Source organism: Sphingobacterium sp. xlx-130, from assembly GCF_011007405.1.
Taxonomy (GTDB): Bacteria; Bacteroidota; Bacteroidia; order Sphingobacteriales; family Sphingobacteriaceae; genus Sphingobacterium; species Sphingobacterium luzhongxinii.
The window spans coordinates 134,147-153,201 of the sequence record NZ_WFKN01000009.1; the positions used below are offsets into that span (position 1 = coordinate 134,147).

Annotated in this window: 17 protein-coding genes; 13 read left to right on the forward strand and 4 right to left on the reverse strand. The window is 38.6% G+C overall.

The features are described 5' to 3' along the window. The first annotated feature begins 133 nt into the window (after positions 1-133). The 5 genes from G7B18_RS15750 (at position 134) to rodA (ending at position 5,861) form a co-directional block, all read left to right on the forward strand. Positions 134-1,156 carry a rod shape-determining protein gene (locus tag G7B18_RS15750; protein ID WP_079642435.1) on the forward strand — a complete coding sequence of 341 codons (1,023 nt, stop codon included), beginning with the start codon at positions 134-136 and terminating at the stop codon, positions 1,154-1,156. Positions 1,157-1,260: 104 nt separating this feature from the next. Further along, positions 1,261-2,103, forward strand: coding sequence for a rod shape-determining protein MreC (gene mreC, locus G7B18_RS15755; RefSeq protein ID WP_164108440.1), 843 nt, complete (start codon positions 1,261-1,263; stop codon positions 2,101-2,103). Continuing rightward, positions 2,096-2,620 carry a rod shape-determining protein MreD gene (locus G7B18_RS15760; RefSeq protein WP_164108439.1) on the forward strand — a complete coding sequence of 175 codons (525 nt, stop codon included), beginning with the start codon at positions 2,096-2,098 and terminating at the stop codon, positions 2,618-2,620. The genes mreC and G7B18_RS15760 overlap by 8 nt, the downstream gene beginning before the upstream one ends. A 6-nt stretch (positions 2,621-2,626) precedes the next feature. Next, the gene (gene mrdA, locus G7B18_RS15765; protein WP_164108438.1) at positions 2,627-4,600 is read left to right on the forward strand and encodes a penicillin-binding protein 2; all 1,974 of its coding nucleotides are present in this window, start codon (positions 2,627-2,629) and stop codon (positions 4,598-4,600) included. Then, positions 4,587-5,861 carry a rod shape-determining protein RodA gene (rodA, locus tag G7B18_RS15770; protein WP_164108437.1) on the forward strand — a complete coding sequence of 425 codons (1,275 nt, stop codon included), beginning with the start codon at positions 4,587-4,589 and terminating at the stop codon, positions 5,859-5,861. Before mrdA ends, rodA begins: the two co-directional genes overlap by 14 nt. 5 nt (positions 5,862-5,866) lie before the next feature. Here rodA and G7B18_RS15775 read toward each other — a convergent pair whose 3' ends face one another. From G7B18_RS15775 to G7B18_RS15785, 3 genes are read right to left on the reverse strand one after another with little or no spacing between them, the layout of a single operon-like run. Then, positions 5,867-6,724, reverse strand: a complete 858-nt coding sequence (locus G7B18_RS15775) for a nucleoside phosphorylase (protein WP_164108436.1) — start codon at positions 6,722-6,724, stop codon at positions 5,867-5,869. After that, positions 6,721-7,338, reverse strand: coding sequence for a YigZ family protein (locus tag G7B18_RS15780; RefSeq protein ID WP_164108435.1), 618 nt, complete (start codon positions 7,336-7,338; stop codon positions 6,721-6,723). The genes G7B18_RS15775 and G7B18_RS15780 overlap by 4 nt, the downstream gene beginning before the upstream one ends. Then, a complete protein-coding gene (locus G7B18_RS15785; protein WP_164108434.1) occupies positions 7,335-8,192 on the reverse strand; it encodes an EamA/RhaT family transporter in 858 nt (285 codons plus the stop codon). The genes G7B18_RS15780 and G7B18_RS15785 overlap by 4 nt, the downstream gene beginning before the upstream one ends. 564 nt (positions 8,193-8,756) lie before the next feature. Between G7B18_RS15785 and G7B18_RS15790 the strand changes: the two genes are divergently transcribed. From G7B18_RS15790 to G7B18_RS15810, 5 genes are all read left to right on the forward strand, one after another. Then, entirely contained in the window at positions 8,757-9,581 is an 825-nt protein-coding gene (locus G7B18_RS15790) for a prephenate dehydratase (protein ID WP_164123414.1), read from the forward strand. A gap of 49 nt (positions 9,582-9,630) precedes the next feature. After that, positions 9,631-10,737, forward strand: a complete 1,107-nt coding sequence (locus G7B18_RS15795) for a chorismate mutase (protein ID WP_164108432.1) — start codon at positions 9,631-9,633, stop codon at positions 10,735-10,737. Further along, positions 10,737-11,987 carry a 3-phosphoshikimate 1-carboxyvinyltransferase gene (aroA, locus tag G7B18_RS15800; protein ID WP_164108431.1) on the forward strand — a complete coding sequence of 417 codons (1,251 nt, stop codon included), beginning with the start codon at positions 10,737-10,739 and terminating at the stop codon, positions 11,985-11,987. Before G7B18_RS15795 ends, aroA begins: the two co-directional genes overlap by 1 nt. Before the next feature lie 77 nt (positions 11,988-12,064). Then, complete coding sequence (aroC, locus tag G7B18_RS15805; protein ID WP_164108430.1) at positions 12,065-13,162, forward strand: chorismate synthase; 1,098 nt, start codon at positions 12,065-12,067, stop codon at positions 13,160-13,162. Beyond that, the gene (locus tag G7B18_RS15810; RefSeq protein WP_164108429.1) at positions 13,149-14,006 is read left to right on the forward strand and encodes an ROK family protein; all 858 of its coding nucleotides are present in this window, start codon (positions 13,149-13,151) and stop codon (positions 14,004-14,006) included. The genes aroC and G7B18_RS15810 overlap by 14 nt, the downstream gene beginning before the upstream one ends. 62 nt (positions 14,007-14,068) lie before the next feature. On the opposite strand, the gene G7B18_RS15815 is transcribed toward G7B18_RS15810, so the two are convergent. Next, on the reverse strand, positions 14,069-16,486 hold the full coding sequence (locus tag G7B18_RS15815) for a thiamine pyrophosphate-dependent enzyme (RefSeq protein WP_164108428.1): 2,418 nt from the start codon (positions 16,484-16,486) through the stop codon (positions 14,069-14,071). A 299-nt stretch (positions 16,487-16,785) separates the two neighbouring features. Here G7B18_RS15815 and G7B18_RS15820 point away from each other — a divergent pair, with 299 nt between their 5' ends. The 3 genes from G7B18_RS15820 to G7B18_RS15830 are packed head-to-tail and all read left to right on the forward strand — an operon-like array spanning position 16,786 to position 18,797. Beyond that, positions 16,786-17,517: a hypothetical protein gene (locus G7B18_RS15820; RefSeq protein ID WP_164123416.1), complete on the forward strand. Its 732-nt coding sequence runs from the start codon at positions 16,786-16,788 to the stop codon at positions 17,515-17,517. 2 nt (positions 17,518-17,519) lie between these two features. After that, positions 17,520-18,323 (forward strand): DUF1080 domain-containing protein, encoded by an 804-nt coding sequence (locus tag G7B18_RS15825; RefSeq protein WP_164123418.1) that lies wholly within the window; start codon positions 17,520-17,522, stop codon positions 18,321-18,323. A gap of 12 nt (positions 18,324-18,335) precedes the next feature. Beyond that, the gene (locus G7B18_RS15830; protein WP_164108425.1) at positions 18,336-18,797 is read left to right on the forward strand and encodes an NUDIX domain-containing protein; all 462 of its coding nucleotides are present in this window, start codon (positions 18,336-18,338) and stop codon (positions 18,795-18,797) included. Positions 18,798-19,055 lie beyond the last annotated feature (258 nt).

The window sequence follows — 19,055 nt, forward strand, 5'->3', positions numbered from 1 at the left end:
AGCGTTTTAACAGATGGTTTCTGATCAAAAATCAACATGATTTTATTTGACATTTTTGTAGAGTTCAGTTACCATAATAGATTTTTTTTCATTAGGTTTGCATTAAAATTAAAACAGAATTAGGACTTACTAAATGGGGTTATTCAATTGGTTTACGCAAGAAGTTGCGATTGACTTGGGTACGGCAAATACCTTAATAATACATAATGACAAAGTAGTAGTGGACGAGCCTTCGATTGTAGCTTTTGATCGGACAACAAACAAGGTCATTGCGATAGGCAGACAGGCTATGCAGATGGAAGGTAAAACCCACGACAACATAAAAACAGTTAGACCACTTAGAGATGGGGTTATCGCAGATTTTACTGCGGCTGAACATCTAATAAGAGGAATGGTAAAATTGGTAACCAATGGCAAATCATGGTTTTTTCCATCATTGCGTATGGTAGTATGTATACCTTCCGGTATTACGGAGGTAGAAAAGCGTGCCGTTCGAGATTCGGCAGAAATTGCCGGTGCTAAAGAAGTCTACCTCATTCACGAACCCATGGCTGCTGCGGTAGGTATCGGAATCGATGTGGAAGAACCTGTAGGAAATATGATTATTGATATCGGTGGGGGTACGACAGAGATTGCGGTGATAGCACTATCAGGAATTGTTTGTGATCAATCTATCCGTGTGGGAGGTGACAACTTTGACTCCGATATCGTGCAATACATTCGTCGTCAACATAATATTATGATTGGAGACCGAACTGCAGAAAAAATTAAGATTGAGGTTGGTGCTGCGCTCCCGGAGCTTACGGATCCACCAGAAGATTTTGCGGTACAAGGACGTGATTTGATGACAGGTATTCCTAAACAAATAACCGTTTCTTATACCGAGATTGCACATTGTTTGGACAAGTCCATTTCAAAAATTGAAGAGGCTATATTAAAAGCACTAGAAATCACTCCTCCTGAATTATCTGCGGATATCTATCAGACTGGAATATATTTAACCGGTGGAGGAGCTTTACTGAGAGGTCTTGACAAAAGATTACAAGCCAAAACAAAACTACCTATACATGTCGCGGAAGATCCATTACGTGCTGTTGTAAGAGGAACAGGAATAGCGCTTAAGAATATCGGAAGATTCAAGTTTTTGATGCAATAACGAAAACAAGGTAAAATAAAAATACTTCTGCGCGATATAGAAAAGTTAATCTTCTTCTATATCGCGTATTTTTTAGATAACGAAATAAATCTCTACGGAAAAATATGAAAAACCTATGGCTCTTTTTGGTAAGATATAACGCCTTTTTTTGGTTTATTCTTTTTTTCACCTTTTCTATTTTCCTCGTTGTTCAGAACAACAATTACCAACGTTCTTCCTTTGTAAATTCCTCAAATGTTATTATTGGTTCTTTTTATGGCAATGTGAACTCGTGGAAAGAATACCTGTCATTGCGCGCAACTAATGAACAATTAACAAATGAGAACGCATTACTGCGTCAGAAGTTACAAAATATAACTTCCTCTGATAGTACGAAAGACTCTGTAAATATCGTGGATAGCATTGATAATTCACGATATGAATTTCTTGTTGCCTCAGTTGTCAATAACAGTGTTCATCAAAAAAGTAATTATCTAACTATTAATAAAGGGTCGATAGATGGTATAGAGAAAGATATGGGCGTAATTACCTCCAACGGGGTTGTCGGCACAGTACTGAATGTATCGCCTCATTTTAGCACCATCAAATCACTATTACATCCTGATAGTAAAATATCTGTCACGCTAGATAGTACCGGTACTGCATTTGGATCCTTAGTTTGGGGTAACAATCAAGATCCGCGCTACGCCATGGTACGGGATATTCCAAATCACGTAAAGGTTTATGTGGGACAACCTGTCTTTACGTCAGGATATTCCACTAAGTTTCCAAAGGGAATTAAAGTTGGACACATCGTGCAGACCGATTTGACTTCAGGAGAAAGCTTTAAGGACATACGGGTCCTATTGACGACAAATTTTATTAATCTTAATCATGTCTACATCGTAAAAGATAAAATGGCAATGGAGAAATTAGAATTAGAAAAACAAAACAAAGATAATGGCTAGGGTAATCGTTTTCAATATCATCCGCTTCTTGATACTTATTGTATTGCAGGTAGCCGTATTCAAAAATATTGGATATTACAATATAGCAGCATTGTTTCCTTACATCCTTATCATACTTTTATTACCTACAGGTATATCCAATTTTGTTCTTTTTCTACTTGCATTTCTTACAGGTCTTACCGTAGACGCATTTTATGACAGCATAGGCGTACATGCGGCTGCTTGTGTAGCTTTGGCTTGGTTTCGTATTTTCTTTCACAAAATCACACTGGAGATGGATGAACAGGCTTCTTTTCAAACTCCGAGTTGGGGAAACATGGGATTTAAATGGTTTTCAACCTACTTATTTCTAGGGACATTTATACATCATCTTGTCCTATTTCTAACAGAAGTGTTCTCCTTTCAGGATATACTATATACGTTAGCAAGTATACTTTTCAGCAGCTTATTCACGGTAGTGGTCATTCTTATCATTAGCTTGATTACCTACAATCGCAAATCAAGATTGATTAACTAAAGCGACATGAACAATAGTTTCTTCGAACGAAAGTACATTATACAAGGGATATTCATAGCTATAGCGCTGATTATTGTAGCTCGTCTATTCTATCTTCAGATTATAGATGATTCTTATCTACTATCAGCCAATAATAATGTGCTCCGAAAAACTGTAGTATACCCTGCAAGGGGTGTAATCTTGGATAGAAATGGAAAAATACTTGTTCAAAACGAACCTGTTTATGACCTCCTAGTCATACCGCGTGAGGTAAAAGATATAGATACATTATTGCTGTGTCGTCTACTTGAAATTGACAAAGCAGGTTTTATCTCCCGGATGAATAAAGCTCGTTCGTTTTCACCCTTCCGGGCTTCAATATTTGAAGGAATGATGAGCGCAGAAACTTTCGCTGTACTGCAAGAACATTTAGACAAATTTAGAGGTTTCCAAGCACAACCTCGTACGGTGCGTCAATACCCAGATAGCATTGCAGCGCAATTTTTAGGTTATATTCAAGAGGTAAATGAAAAAGATATTGAACGTTCAAATAATTTCTACAAACGTGGAGATTACATTGGTGCCTCGGGGGTAGAACGCTCTTACGAAGAGCTCTTAAGGGGACAACGTGGAGTCAAAAATCAAATGGTTGATGTTTTTGGCCGTGCTCAAGGTGTATTTATGGATGGCAAATACGACACCCTAGCGGTATCTGGAGATGGACTCGTATCTTCTCTTGACAAGGAATTACAACTATTGGCCGAAAAACTGATGAAAAACAAATTAGGTTCGGTTGTAGCTATCGAACCCTCAACCGGGGAGATTCTATCCTATGTCAGCAGTCCAAGCTACAACCCGAATTTAATGGTAGGAAGACAACGCGGAAACAACTATATGAAGTTGTTATACGATCCTCACAAACCTATGTTTAATAGACCTATTCAGGCTTCCTATCCCCCTGGATCTGTATTCAAGGTTGTCGCTGCACTCACGGGGCTTCAGGCGGGTGTTATTACACCGCACACCATTTTCAATTGTCCCGGCGGCTATAGATATGGAGCAGGTAGAATCATGCGTTGTACACACGTTGACGGCCCTACAGATCTAGTTAAATCAATTGCCAAATCCTGTAATACTTACTACGGCTATGTTTATGCCCGTATGATTGATTCGAGGAGCATGTCTGGACCAAAAGCCTATGAGCTCTGGCGGGAAGGACTTCATAAATTTGGCTTAGGCCATCCTTTGGGGATTGATCTACCTGGGGAAAAAGGAGGAAATGTGTATCCCGCCAGCTATTATACGAAACGCTTTGGAAGCGAAAAGTGGGGATCAAGTTATACCATTTCCCAATCAATCGGTCAGGGAGAATTGGGCATCACTCCACTGCAAATGGCTAATATCATGGCTATTGTAGCCAACAGGGGTTTTTACTATCGTCCTCACCTTATCAAAGGTATAGGCCAAAAACAAATTATCAAAAAAGAGTTCACCGAAAAGATATTTGCAGGAGTAGATGCACAACATTATGAACCTGTTATTGAAGGAATGAGTAGAGCGGTCAACGCCCCGGGAGGTACTGCTTCCTCCGTGCGTATAAATGGCATTGAAATGTGTGCAAAAACAGGTACTGTACAAAACCCACATGGTGAAAATCATGCCGTATTTTTCGCATTTGCTCCTCGTGTAAACCCTAAAATAGCGATTGCAGTCTTTGTCGAAAATGCCGGTTATGGAGGAACCTGGGCTGGACCTATAGCAAGTATGCTTGTCGAAAAACATCTCCGCGACACGATAACGCTACCAAAATATCTTCAGGACCGCATATTAAATGCCAGCCTGTTACCTCAGGTAAAAGCAAAACCGACGGAAAGTAAGAAAGATAATAACAAAGAAAAAAAAGACAGTACGCAGGTAAAAAAGCAAATTGCACAAAGAGCACAAAAATCATCACTATTAGTCCACCAAAGCCAATTAAGCCGTAGATATGAACAACACTAAAAATAGCTTTTTAGGTCGAATAGACTGGACAACGATTGCAATCTGGTTCACACTATGTCTTATAGGCTGGTTTAATATACATGCGGCAGTCTATAACCCAGAATACCCAGATATTTTTAATTTAGCTACCAACTACGGTAAACAAGCCCTTTTTATATTTACCGCAATCATAATTGGTTTTAGTATATTAATCATAGACCAACGTTTTTTTATTTCAGTTACACCAATAGTATACGGTGTCGTAATCTTACTTTTAATTGCTGTTCTTATTGTAGGAAAAAATGTAAATGGTAATCAATCGTGGATAGACTTAGGTTTTTTTCGACTACAGCCCTCTGAATTTGGAAAGCTAGCCACCTGTCTATTACTGTCTTATTACCTCAACTCCCAAGCTAGCAAAACACCTAATCTCACCTCCCTTGCTGTCGCAGCTGGCATAGTGCTATTGCCTGTTATTTTGATCAAATTACAACCTGATACAGGTTCGGCTCTTGTTTTTTTCTCGCTAGTTTTTGTCTTCTATAGAGAGGGCTATGTCAACACAAAACTATTACTATTGGGAGGCTTAGCTATTTTACTTTTTGTACTAGCATTGGTACTTGAAAACGAATGGATATTGATCGGAATTATCTTTACTATTTGTGCGACCTTGGCTTATTTCAATAGATCAAAGCGAAAGCACATACTTAATATTGCGCTACTCTGTTTAGCTGCATCCATCTATGTGTTGAGTGTTGACTTTGCTTGGGAAAATATTTTACAGCCTCACCAACGTAGTAGGATTGATATTTTACTAGGTAAAGTCAATGATCCGAGAGGAGAAGGATACAACTTAAACCAATCCCAGATTGCAATTGGTTCAGGACAGCTTTTCGGCAAAGGATATCTTCAAGGAACACAAACGAAATACAACTTTGTTCCGGAACAAAGTACCGACTTCATTTTTTGTACTATCGGTGAGGAATGGGGGTTTGTAGGCTCTGTTACCGTAGTAGCCCTATATGTATTTTTATTATTCCGGATTATACATATTGCCGAAAGACAACGGACAGCCTTTGCTCGCATTTACTCTTACTGTGTTGCATCGATTTTATTCTTCCATTTCTTCATCAATCTAAGTATGACCATTGGATTAGTTCCTATTATAGGAATCCCTTTGCCATTTGTTAGTTATGGAGGATCCTCACTGTGGAGTTTTACAATTTTACTTTTTATAATGTTAAAATTTGATTCTACTCGTAAAGGTTTATCTCCCAATTAACAATATCAAATCCGATTTAATACATACTGTATTGCCCTATCAATTACTTCTGCAGGGTTGGAACAAAATTCTTCATCAAGTCGTGATGCCAATACTGCATTTACAGAAAGTGCGTGATGACCAAACATATTGGAAAGTGCATAAATACCAGCTGTTTCCATTTCTAAATTAGTTATATGTCGACCATCATTAGTTACGAAAGAGCTCGCTTTTTGTATCAAATCCGGATACATATTATGCGATCTGACACTCCTACCCTGTGGCCCATAAAATCCAGGGGCTGTCATCGTAATTCCCTGAGCAATTCCTGATGCAAATTTAGCTAATAACTTAGGACTAGCAGCACCTATATATGGACGAAAAGACAAATTTGAAAAGTGACTCCCCACTTTGTCCGACAGGATTTGCTCCATAGGCGTATAGGTTTTAACATAGAATTGCATTAAATTATCAAAGCCAATAGCAAACTCGCTCGCCAAAATAGTACCTATCGGAATATTTCCTTGTATGGAACCAGAGGTTCCAATCCTTATAATATCTACACTTTTCAGTTTATCCTTAAGTGTCTTCGTTGAGAAATCTACATTTACCAGAGCGTCTATTTCGTTGATTACTATATCAATATTATCCGTACCAATACCGGTCGATATCACCGACAAACGTCGCCCTCGTAACAGCCCTGTATGTGTCACAAACTCCCGTTTTCCTTTCTTTATTTCTATTTTATCGAAATATTTTGAGACCAAAGGTACTCGGTCGGGATCACCAACAAATATTATCGTATCAGCCAAATCATCCGGAAGAATATTGAGATGGTATATACTTCCGTCCGCATTCAAAATCAATTCAGTATCTGCTATCATAAAGTGTACAAATATTTAGCGCTAGTCTTCTCAATTTTATCCAATTTTGACAACACCGTGTTTACAAGATTTTTTCTAATTTCTATAGTAATAACACAGCTGTTATCAAATTGTTGGCTCAAAACACTAATTTCTTCTTCTTTTAATAGACGCATTACATCATTCATTTGCAAATATTCGAAAGACACATCATAAACATCATTGACCGTCTTTTCAATGACCTCAACCTCTGCTAGGGCTTCCTGAGTCGCCATCTTATAAGCATTTATCAATCCAGGGACACCAAGCAATGTTCCTCCAAAATAACGTACTACCACGACCAAAATATTAGTCAGATCCTTAGATAGTAATACATTTAGAATAGGTCTCCCGGCAGTGCCAGAAGGTTCTCCATCATCATTAATACGAAAAACACTACGGTCTGTGCCTAGACGATAAGCCCAACAGTGATGCCTCGCTTTTGGATGGAGTGATTTCAGCGTTGCAATAATCTCCTTTAGGTGCGTCTCTTTTTTAAATGGGTAAGCATAGGCAATAAACTTACTACCTTTATCTCTAAAAACACCCTCAGAGGGCTGACCAATCGTTAAGTATGTATCTTCAAATAAACTCACAGGTACGTAATTAATAATATAGATATCACAGCCAATATTAGGCCGATCTTATTCAAAAGACTAAGCTTCTCCCGAAACATCCATACACCGACTATCGAGCCTACCACAATGACACCTACATTCATCGTGGTAAATACAATAGATGGATTTTCTGGAATAGCGCGATGTGCTTTCATATAAAAAAAAATATTCGCAAAATTGAATATCCCTAAAACACTGCCCCATATAATACTTCTCAAGTCAACTTTCTTTTTCAGTAACCAAAACTGAGATGCCAATATAAAAAAAGCGATAAACATTGCCCCGACAAATACAAAAAACATAGAGTCAATATAGGGCACCTCAGTATGTTGTGCCACTTGTTTAAACAAAACATCGATAATTCCCATTCCAACGAAAACAATTGATGGATATAGTATACTACTAGATTTTTGATCAGTACCGCTTTTATTCCAGCTCACAGAACAGATTACTGCTACCAAACCTATGACCAAACCTACCACTTTTCCTGTGTTTGCCTGTTCGTTAAAAAACAAAAAAGAGGCAAGTAAAGGTATAAACAATGACATACGCTGTGCAATATCGGTCTTTACAATGCCACTATATTTAATAGCCAAAGCGATAAAAATAAAAAGTGTAGGCAATAATATGGTAAGCGGGACGTACAACTGATACGGCAATGTCTGCCAAGAAATATCTGACAAAGCTGGCTTTAAAAGAAAATAAGTTAATAAAACTGTAGTCGGGTAATTCCATAATACAAGCTGTTGTACATTCAACGACTTGCCGCGTGCTATTTTTAGTATTACAGCAACGCTAACACTACAAAAAACACTCAAGATAACATATAACATATTTGATATTACTAAAAGACTACAATACTACTAAAAAGAGTGGAATTATATCCTGACAGTATCACATTATATTTAATCCGACCTTATCAAGAACAAAAAAAAGTAAAAAAAAAACAATAAATAAACAGAATTTAAATTAAAAAAAACAACATTTTTAAGACATAAAACAAAGTAAAAACAACACAATAAATAGTCTAAAAAAACACATAAATCATAAAAAATATCGCATTTAAGCATTTTTAAACAACATTTACATATTTTTAAAATGACAAAAAAAACAACATAAAAAAGGCGAAATATCATCAAAAAAAATAATATAAATACCCTTTCTTTTAGCTTCAAAAAAAGTAAAAAAACAAAAAAAATTTGGATATAACTTTTCTATCACATACCTTTGGAATATCAAAACAGAGACAATGAATACAGTAACTACATACAACTATTTTTACTTCTTTTATTTTAGCGATAAGAGCCGGGGCTAGTATGTATAGAGTTCATAACATGAATAAAATATAAAAAAGGTCCCGGATTCAATCCGGGACCTTTTTTATTTAAGTATTAAATATGAAAACAAAAATTGCAATCCAGGGCGTAAAAGCTTCTTTTCATGAAGAGGCTGCATTCAAATACTTCGGACAGGATATCGAAACATTAGAGTGTAGTTCATTCAAACAAACCTGTGAAATGCTTAAGCAGGGCAAAGCTGACAATGTCGTTATGGCTATTGAAAACTCTATCGCCGGAAGCATTTTGCCTAATTACAATTTATTAAGGGATTACAGGTTCCATATCGTAGGCGAAGTACACCTTAATATCCAGCAGAATCTATTAGCGTTACCTGGTGTAAAGCTCGATGACATACAATATATCGAATCCCACCCCATAGCAATTAGACAGTGTGACGAATTTCTTTCCGACCATCCAGACTGGATTATTAAGGAGGGGCTGGATACAGCAGGATGTGCAAAAAAAATAAAAGAAGAACAACTCACCAATACTGCAGCAATTGCAGGTGAATTTGCGGCAAAAATATATGGTCTTAATATTCTTGAAAAGCGTATAGAAACCAACAAGAAAAACGCAACTCGCTTCTTAATTTTGAGCAACGAGGTCGTTGAGCAAAAGGGCGCCAACAAGGCTTCCCTCTCCTTCCAGACAGGTAATGCCGTAGGTTCCCTCGCGTCCGTATTACAATGCTTTGCAGAACAAAATGTCAATCTCAGTAAGATACAGTCCATGCCTGTAGTAGGACGCCGCAATGAATACGATTTTTATGTAGATGTCGAATGGAAAAAGCAAGCCGATTACGATGCTGCCATCCGCAAAGTACTCAAACATACTGTCAATTTCAGTATCATGGGCGAGTATATCAAAAACGAAAAAGTATAATCGAAAACAACACACTAAATAATAATAAAACTAAAAAATTGAAAATAAAATGAAACATTCATTAGACATCCTTCCATTACAATCTTGGATCAACATCGGGGACAAACCCTTAATCATAGCTGGACCATGCAGTGCCGAAACAGAAGAACAACTTGTTTCTACAGCACACCTTTTAGCCAACACTGGAAAAGTAAATGTACTTCGTGCAGGTATTTGGAAACCCCGTACTCGTCCGGGAGAATTTGAGGGAATTGGCAGTATTGGTTTACAATGGTTGAAAAGAGCAAAAGAAGAAACAGGTTTACTTACAGCAACGGAGGTTGCTACAGCGAAACACGTTGAAGAAGCATTAGCGGCAGGAGTTGATGTATTATGGGTAGGTGCGCGCTCTACGGCAAATCCATTTACCGTCCAAGAGATTGCCGACGCATTGAAAGGCGTAGATATTCCTGTTTTAGTTAAAAATCCGGTAAACCCTGATCTTTCCTTATGGATTGGAGCATTAGAACGAATCAATGGTGCTGGTATAAAAAAATTAGGCGCTATACATAGAGGATTTTCATCATTCGAAAAGACAGCATTCCGTAACGAACCGATGTGGGATATTGCAATACAGCTGAAAACAATTGCTCCTGAGCTACCTATTATAAATGACCCAAGTCATATCTGTGGCAATCGTGAATTGATTCCTTACGTTACACAAAAAGCAATGGATATGGATATGCAAGGACTTATCATCGAATCACATATCGACCCTTCGGTAGCATGGACTGATGCCAAGCAACAAGTAACACCAGCAGCACTTTCAGATTTATTGGACAATCTTTCGATCCGTCATGCCGAATCTAACAATCCTGCATTCGACGATAAATTAGCCGAATTACGTCAGCAGATAGACAAATTGGACGATCAGATTATCAAACAAATCGGTGATCGTATGAAGATAGCTGAAAAAATAGGTGAATACAAACGCGACAATCACGTGACAATCTTACAAATATCACGCTGGGATGAAATCGTCCAAAAACGTTTACAGCTCGCTAAGGCACTGAATCTTAGCGAAGACTTCACCGTTAAATACTTAGAGCTATTACACAATGAGTCTATTCGTAAGCAGAATGAGATCATGAACACAAAAGTTAATGCGGAGGCATAATGGAGCAACCAAGCATTAAGCTCTCGCATCCAACAAGGGAGATAAGCGGCCTCGTACAGCTCACTGGCTCAAAATCAGAGAGTAATCGCGCGCTTATCATCCAAGCCATCAGCGCTGGAAAGGTTACTATACAAAACCTTTCCAATGCCGATGACACTTTATTGCTAACTAAGGCTATAAAAAAAGCGCATGAGAATGCTGCTAATGGTGTCAAAACAATAGACATTGGTCCAGCGGGTACGGCTATGCGGTTTTTGACCTCCTACCTCAATCTACTCCAAGGGGAATTTATATTGACAGGTACTTCTAGAATGCAACAACGTCCTATAGGCATTCTTGTTAATGCATTGAATAGCATTGGAACAGAGATCCAATACGCACAAAATGAGGGTTATCCCCCATTGCGAATCCACGGTCCTTTAATTCAATCTAAAAAATCTGTAACGATAAAAGGCGATGTAAGTAGTCAATATGTATCATCACTTCTTTTAATAGCTTCAGCTCTCGAAAAAGGACTTACACTAGAGATTGAAGGAGAACTGACATCCTTACCATATGTAACTATGACACTGGATATGTTAAGTGAGGTTGGTATTAAACATCTGTGGATTGAAAACAGTATTCAGATCCAAGCTCAGCAGGCTCTGGAAAGCACACTATATATCGAACCCGACTGGAGTGCAGCTTCGTATTGGTATGCTATCGTCGCTTTATCTAGGACTGGTTCAATTCGATTACCAGGTCTTAAGAAGAATAGTTTACAGGGAGATATAGCCATAGCGGATATCATGACGCACTTCGGCGTTAAGACGACCTTTGAAGCAGATGGAATCTTTCTTGAAAAAACGGATATTGTGTCCGACAAAACACTTTTTGACTTCAAATCATGTCCAGATTTAGCCCAGACTGTAGTTGTTGTGGCTTCTGTGTTAAAGCGGGACATATCATTTACAGGATTAGAAACACTAAGAATTAAAGAAACAGACCGTATCGCTGCCCTACAGAATGAAATCGCTAAATATGGTGCACGATTGGAAAAGGACGGAGTCAACTATCACCTACACAGTCAAAATGTAGCAGATCCTGGTACTATAGCCATAAAGACCTATGAAGATCACCGCATGGCTATGGCATTTGCACCTCTAGCATTGGTTTTTAACAACATTATCATTGAAGAACCTCAAGTAGTCGAAAAGTCCTATCCTACTTTTTGGGAGGACCTTCAGAACCAGGGATTCTTCACATCCTAAACAATTATCAGATATATCGTCTATATTTTTTCGCTAAAGTATAGACGATTTAATATATTTACCTCAATTAATAAATTATGGCAGGAAATTCATTTGGAGATCTTTTCAGAATAACCACTTTCGGCGAATCCCATGGTGCGGCGATAGGTGTTATACTGGACGGTTGTCCTTCAAACATAGTGATTGACGAAGCATTTATTCAGTCTGAGTTGGACAAAAGGCGCCCTGGTCAATCCAAAATTACTACACAACGTAAAGAGAGTGATACTGCGCAGATTCTATCTGGTATATTTGAAGGTAAATCTACCGGCACGCCAATAGCTATCGTCATTCCCAACGAAGATCAGCGCTCCAAAGACTATTCTCATATCAGTGATAAGTTCCGTCCTTCACATGCGGACTATACGTATCAGATGAAATATGGGATACGTGATTACCGAGGCGGAGGCCGATCGTCGGCAAGAGAGACTGCTGCGCGCGTTGCAGCTGGTGCTATTGCTAAACTATTTCTAAAACAACATGGCATAACCATATTTGCGCATGTATCCGGTGTAGGTTCGATCGAATCACCAAATCTAGACAACTCAGACTTACGCAATCTATTAGAACTACGCGAGTCCACTATTGTCCGCTGTGCTGATCCAGCCACAGCCAACGAGATGATAGATTACATTGATGGTATCCGCAAAGCGGGAGACACTGTGGGCGGACGCATCTCGACCATCATACAGAATTTACCTGTAGGATTGGGCGAACCCGTATTTGACAAATTACACGCTGATCTGGCAAAATCTATGATGGGTATTAATGCCGTACACGGCTTCGAATACGGATCAGGCTTTGACGGATCTAGACTAAAAGGCTCCGAACACAACGATATCTTTGTCAAAGAAGCCAATAAAACTATAACACGCACAAACTATTCTGGTGGTATACAGGGCGGGATATCCAATGGCATGGATGTCACTTTCAAAGTTGCATTCAAGCCCGTCGCTACAATCATGCGTGACCAACCCACACTAAACGAAGCAGGCGAAGAGGCCGTAATATCAGGTAAAGGAAGACATGACCCTTGCGTTGTGCCACGAGCTGTTATTATCGTAGAAGCCATGGCTGCTCTTGTAATCGCTGACCACCTATTAAAACACAACGCATACTTAAATGTCACAAAGTAAGTCTACATATATATTAGCTTGCGATATCGGAGGTACACACATTACCTCCGCTATTGTCGCTTGCGATACATGGTCAATTCTTTCAGAAACTATCACTCGCGCAGAAGTAAATTCTTCTAAAAATGCTAAATCGATTTTTCAAAGTTGGACAAATGCAATTAAAGAATCAATTGCTCGCTTCAATGGCCCAATAGATCAAATCGGTATCGCTATGCCGGGCCCCTTCGATTATGAAAATGGTATTTCTCTAATGAATGGACAAAACAAGTATGACGATCTTTACAAACTTGACATTACTTCAGCATTGCGTGAGGAGTTGGAATCCCCTTCAATCGACATACGCTATATCAACGATGCGGCTGCATTTTTACAAGGAGAGATCTTCGCTACAGGTCGCCATCAGGAACATTGTATCCTAGGGATTACACTAGGGACTGGACTAGGTAGCGCCATATGGCAACAAGGAGATAAGGCTTATGATGCTAATTTATGGAATACTCCTTATAAGGACAGTATTTTTGAAGAGTACTTAGTGACTCGTTGGTTCACAAGGCGGTTTGAAGAACTATCAGGCTTACAAGAGTTTGGTCTTAAAGAAATTATAGAAAAACATCATCAAACAGATTTCTTTCAGTCTATAATGGTAGAATATCGTAGCAACTTATATCAGTTCTTAACTTTTTTTTCCGACAAACATCTTTGTAATAATTATATTATTGGTGGAAACATTGCCAAGGCTTGGGGGATCATTAATAATGATAATTCATTTGTTGATTTCAATATCCGTATCGGAGAATACGAAGAAAAAGCTGCATTAATAGGTGCAGCTTCACTATTTGAATAATATTATCATTTACTTTCCCGGTTCAGTAATTAAAATTACTGAACCGGGAAAGTAAATGATTTTTAAAACAATGATGGAAATTGTTGAGGATTTACATCGTTCATAATCCTATATACAGACTCTATTATATCATCCACTGATGGTTTTGTAAAGTAATCACCATCAGAACCATATGGAGGTCTATGTGCTTTTGCGCTTAAAGTTAGAGGCTTGCTCTCCAAATGATAATAGCCCCCTTGATCTTCTAGAATCTGCTGCAATATAAAGGCGCTCGCACCACCAGGTACATCCTCATCCACAACAAGAAGACGGTTAGTCTTCTTTAGAGAAGTAACGCAAATATGTTCTTTATCAAATGGTTGAAGACACTGTGCATCAATAATCTCAATAGAAATCCCTATTTTATCCAGCTCTAAAGCAGCTTCTTGAACTAATCTAAGTGTCGAACCGTAAGATACCACGGTTACATCGGTACCCGATCGCAATAATTCAGCGATCCCTAGAGGTACTGTAAATTCACCTACATTACTCGGCATTTTCTCTTTCAAGCGATAGCCATTAAGACACTCTACGACTAAAGCTGGATCATCTGACTTCAACAATGTGTTATACATTCCTGCTGCTTGCGTCATATTGCGGGGTACACAGACGTGAATCCCCCGTAAAGCTCCCAATAAAACTGTCATGGGTGATCCAGAGTGCCAAACCCCCTCTAGACGATGCCCCCGAGTGCGAATGATAAGAGGTGCTTTCTGCTGACCTTTAGTGCGATACCCCAAAGAAGCTAGATCATCACTTAATACGGGGAGGGCATATAATAAGTAGTCCAAATATTGTATCTCAGCGATAGGGCGTAGTCCACGAACAGCCAGACCGATCCCTTTTCCAATAATCGTAGATTCCCTAATTCCGGTATCAAAGACACGCATTTCACCAAACTTGTCCTGCAATCCGGCAAATCCCTGATTCACATCCCCAATCTTACCAACATCCTCACCAAAAGCCAATATCCGTTCGTCTCTGCTAAAATTAGCTTCAAAACAAGCATTCAGCACTTCCCGTCCATCCACTATAGCAGCATCTTGTTCGTATTCAGCCTCCACAACAGCAACGTTAAATGGACTTGCATCCGACTCCACATAAAGTGTACTATTATATCTATCGGCATTTAATATCTGCTTATCTCGATACCACAACAGCAATGCTTTCTTTTGCGGTGAATCCTTAAAACGAAGTTCTCTCAGCACCTGCCTTACCGTGGAGTAGATCTCCTTTAACGAAGCTTCAGACGAACTGATCAAGGTCTTCAACGGCAGCTCAACTACTTCGTCTTGAATCTGTGAAAGTAATGAAACCGCCTCATCCAACTCAGCCTGAATCATTTTTCTATAATCAGACCAAGCCCTACGCTGTTCCTCTCTAACAAATCTTTTTGCCTTATCCTCTATCGCTATGAGTTCTTCTTCAGAGGCTATCCCGGCATCTAATATCCATTGGCGCATTTTGATGTTACAATCATAATCAACTTCCCAAGTTAAACGTTCCTTCGTTTTATAACGTTCATGAGACCCTGATGACGAGTGTCCCTGCGGCTGGGTTAACTCTGTAACATGAACAATACACGGCCTGTGCTCTTCGCGAGCTATCTTGGCAGCCTTTTCATAGGTCTCGCATAGTCCTGGATAATCCCAACCATTCACCTTAAAAATTTCATACCCCTCTCCATTTTCATCTCGCTGAAACCCTTTCAGCACTTCCGAAATATCCCCTTTACTGGTTTGGATCGAATTCGGTACAGATATCCCATATCCATCGTCCCAAATAGATATAACTGCTGGTATTTGATGTACACCAGCCGCATTGATTACTTCCCAAAATACACCTTCGGAAGTAGCAGCATTTCCAATATTACAGAAGACGACTTCCCTTCCATTATTCGAAAAGTACTTCAAATAAGAGAGGTCTTTATTATTACGGTACAATTTGGATGCAAGTCCCAATCCCATCGAGCGCGCCATTTGACCACCTGTGGTTGAGATATCAGAAAAAGAGTTTTTTATTAATGTTTGATCCTTCCAGTTTCCGTTCTCGTCCAATAAATTAGTCGAAAAATGCGCAACCATCTGTCTACCTCCAGATGACGTATCCGCCTCAATATCAGGATGCGCGTACAATTGCGCAAAAAAATGATAAATGGTTGTTATACCAGAAACGAAAGCAAATGTCTGATCTCTATAATAACCTGAACGCCAATCTCCATGCTCAAAAACCTTAGCTAATGCAATTTGGGCGAGTTCCTTTCCATCCCCAAAAATACCAAACTTGGCTTTACCTGTCAGTACCTCCTTACGTCCCAATAGACTCACCACCCTACTCTGTACGGCAAATTCATAATCCGCCTTAATGATTTGACGAAAATCATCAAAACTCAGTTTAGAAGTAGATAAATCTACGGAAACCTTTAAATCAGTATCTATCATTAATTTAATGTTCTATTTTAACAAAAGTAGCAAATTTAGTTCTTACAATATAAGTATTAGTAATATTAATCACTTTCCTCAGCTATTTCGAGGTATATATCCAATCTTATTTTCTAAGTAACTTCAAGTATCATTAAGGCTCCTTTTTAACTATAGCTCAGTCACGCTTAGCCTTCTTTTGAATCCCCCCAGTAGCAGCATATCTAAGATATTATATTCAGTAAATTTTAAACAGGATCTAGAATATACAGTATTATTATGTACTTTTAAACACAACTTAACGTAATAATAACACATTAATGAATTTGAAAAATAGTGCAGACAATACCGAAATAGGCTTAGGAGACTTGGAAAAGACGGTAATAATAAATACTTTGATTCAAACTCCAATTGTTGAGCGTGATCAAAAATGGATAGGAACTTTTCTGGAAAACATTGCTGATGCCAACCTTAAACTAGGCTCCCCAGAGGTTATTATAGCTAGCGATGGATTTCCTTATGTTCAGCTAGAGACCGTTACATCAAATGAGCACTTTCATGCTTTTGTAATCAGTAAGCAACTTCCAACACTTTTATTACAGGGTTTTGGTATTGTAATCAACGCGCAAACCGAACAGCCTGATTGGATATTTACTTATGGAGATATTGCCAATTTTGAGTTAAATGATAGCTTCTATAGTGACGAAAGCATCTTCTCTAATCACAAAGAAAATGTAGTAATTGGAAACGATGAAAAAGTATTAATAGGTCAACCTTCAGATGCGATACTGCCTAAATATATCAGAAAACAACTCCGCGAATTTTTAAAACACGCAGGAATTAATATACCGAAAACAATGTTGATCGCCCGTAATTTTGAAGATGAAACCCAGGTCAAACAAGATCTAGTTTTCAACTTTACACCGGCTCAATTTGCCAATGAACAAGACTTCCAGCAAATAGGAAGCACAGTAGCATGGTTTCTTCCCAGACACTACTCTTTTTTGTTTATTGACGAAATGTCTATAGAAAGCGGATTTCAGGAGATTTAATCATGTTTAAAATCTATCATAAAATTGTATTTTTTGCTTTCGGACTTGTAACTGTATCCTGCGCTTCACAACGACAGATCGATAACGGGTGGAAGTCTCTCTTCAATGGTAAAGACCTAAAAAACTGGACAGCGAAAATTTATCCCTACGAGAGCGGTAACAATTTCGCTGCTACTTTTCGTGTTAATAATGGAGTTATCCAAGTAAATTATGATGGTTATGGCAAGTCTTATGACAATAGGTTTGGGCATCTTTATTATGACACTCCATTTACCAACTATCATTTAAAATTGGAATACCGATTCTACGGGGATTTGTACCCGGGGGCACCTTCTTATACCTTGCGCAATAGTGGTATTATGTTCCATTCGCAAGATCCCAAAACAATGCCTGCCGACCAAGACTGGCCCATATCTGTTGAAATGCAATTTCTGGGGGGCCTAAGCGATGGTAAACCAAGACCTACAGGCAACATGTGTTCACCTGGCACACACATATATCATCAAGGTAAGCTGCTAACAACCCATTGCATAAATTCAAAATCCAAGACCTACGACGGCGACCAGTGGGTGAAAGCAGAACTCATCGTATTAGGAGATTCCATCATTCACCATATTATCGAAGGGGACACCGTACTGTCTTACAACAAACCACATATCGGAGGATCAGTAGTAAACAACTTTGATCCTCGAATGAAAATAGATGGGAAAGCCCTGAAGAGCGGATTTATTGCACTTCAAAGCGAAGGACAACCCGTAGAATTCAGAAATATATTCATCAAAGATTTAACCCCCAAGAATAAATAAACAAGAAGTAGTATGTACATGTTCAACGTAAGGGTATATGGAATACTGATAGATGCACAGAATAGAGTATTAGTGAGTGACGAACGCACGCAAAGTGTATCTTTTACTAAATTCCCCGGAGGAGGCTTAGAATATGGCGAAGGATTGATAGATGCTTTAAAACGTGAATTTATAGAAGAGTGCAATTTAGAGATCGAAGTAGTAAAACACCTTTATACAACCGATTTTTACGAGAAATCAAGCTTCAATAACAGTCAGATTTTATCCATCTATTACTTGGTAAAAGCATTAGGTCCGATAACAATGCCGCTACAAGAGCGTCCGATGAATTTTGAGCCCCTTAACACACAAGACAAAGAGGAAGTTTTTCGATTAATAGATTGCCACGAACTACATAGCGAGCATCTTACTTTTAAAACGGATCAAGTCGCTTGGGAAAGCTACAAAAAAACAGATCACCAACCTAAAATCTAGGTTTTTTTTCGTTTTTTTTTATTTTCAAAAAAGCTTGATTATTCTAAAAATGATTTATATTTTTATAACACTGAAATCATGCTTACCAGTGCATGGTGCTTGATTATCACAAATGAAGCCCCTTTCTGGGAGCTGCATTTATAGTTAGTGTGATTTTAAGGCGATATCCCAAATATCGCCTTATTTTATATATACACTAATTTACTTTTAACTAAGGAAATAAGCGATAGCAGCAATTACAATCCCACAAATGACAAT

Excerpts from the sequence above, each read along its gene's own strand:
- G7B18_RS15750 (WP_079642435.1), top strand. The coding sequence starts at position 134 with ATGGGGTTATTCAATTGGTTTACGCAAGAAGTTGCGATTGACTTGGGT.
- mreC (WP_164108440.1), top strand. The coding sequence starts at position 1,261 with ATGAAAAACCTATGGCTCTTTTTGGTAAGATATAACGCCTTTTTTTGG.
- G7B18_RS15760 (WP_164108439.1), top strand. The coding sequence starts at position 2,096 with ATGGCTAGGGTAATCGTTTTCAATATCATCCGCTTCTTGATACTTATT.
- mrdA (WP_164108438.1), top strand. The coding sequence starts at position 2,627 with ATGAACAATAGTTTCTTCGAACGAAAGTACATTATACAAGGGATATTC.
- rodA (WP_164108437.1), top strand. The coding sequence starts at position 4,587 with ATGAACAACACTAAAAATAGCTTTTTAGGTCGAATAGACTGGACAACG.
- G7B18_RS15775 (WP_164108436.1), bottom strand. The coding sequence starts at position 6,724 with ATGATAGCAGATACTGAATTGATTTTGAATGCGGACGGAAGTATATAC.
- G7B18_RS15785 (WP_164108434.1), bottom strand. The coding sequence starts at position 8,192 with ATGTTATATGTTATCTTGAGTGTTTTTTGTAGTGTTAGCGTTGCTGTA.
- G7B18_RS15790 (WP_164123414.1), top strand. The coding sequence starts at position 8,757 with ATGAAAACAAAAATTGCAATCCAGGGCGTAAAAGCTTCTTTTCATGAA.
- G7B18_RS15795 (WP_164108432.1), top strand. The coding sequence starts at position 9,631 with ATGAAACATTCATTAGACATCCTTCCATTACAATCTTGGATCAACATC.
- aroA (WP_164108431.1), top strand. The coding sequence starts at position 10,737 with ATGGAGCAACCAAGCATTAAGCTCTCGCATCCAACAAGGGAGATAAGC.
- aroC (WP_164108430.1), top strand. The coding sequence starts at position 12,065 with ATGGCAGGAAATTCATTTGGAGATCTTTTCAGAATAACCACTTTCGGC.
- G7B18_RS15810 (WP_164108429.1), top strand. The coding sequence starts at position 13,149 with ATGTCACAAAGTAAGTCTACATATATATTAGCTTGCGATATCGGAGGT.
- G7B18_RS15815 (WP_164108428.1), bottom strand. The coding sequence starts at position 16,486 with ATGATAGATACTGATTTAAAGGTTTCCGTAGATTTATCTACTTCTAAA.
- G7B18_RS15820 (WP_164123416.1), top strand. The coding sequence starts at position 16,786 with ATGAATTTGAAAAATAGTGCAGACAATACCGAAATAGGCTTAGGAGAC.
- G7B18_RS15825 (WP_164123418.1), top strand. The coding sequence starts at position 17,520 with ATGTTTAAAATCTATCATAAAATTGTATTTTTTGCTTTCGGACTTGTA.
- G7B18_RS15830 (WP_164108425.1), top strand. The coding sequence starts at position 18,336 with ATGTACATGTTCAACGTAAGGGTATATGGAATACTGATAGATGCACAG.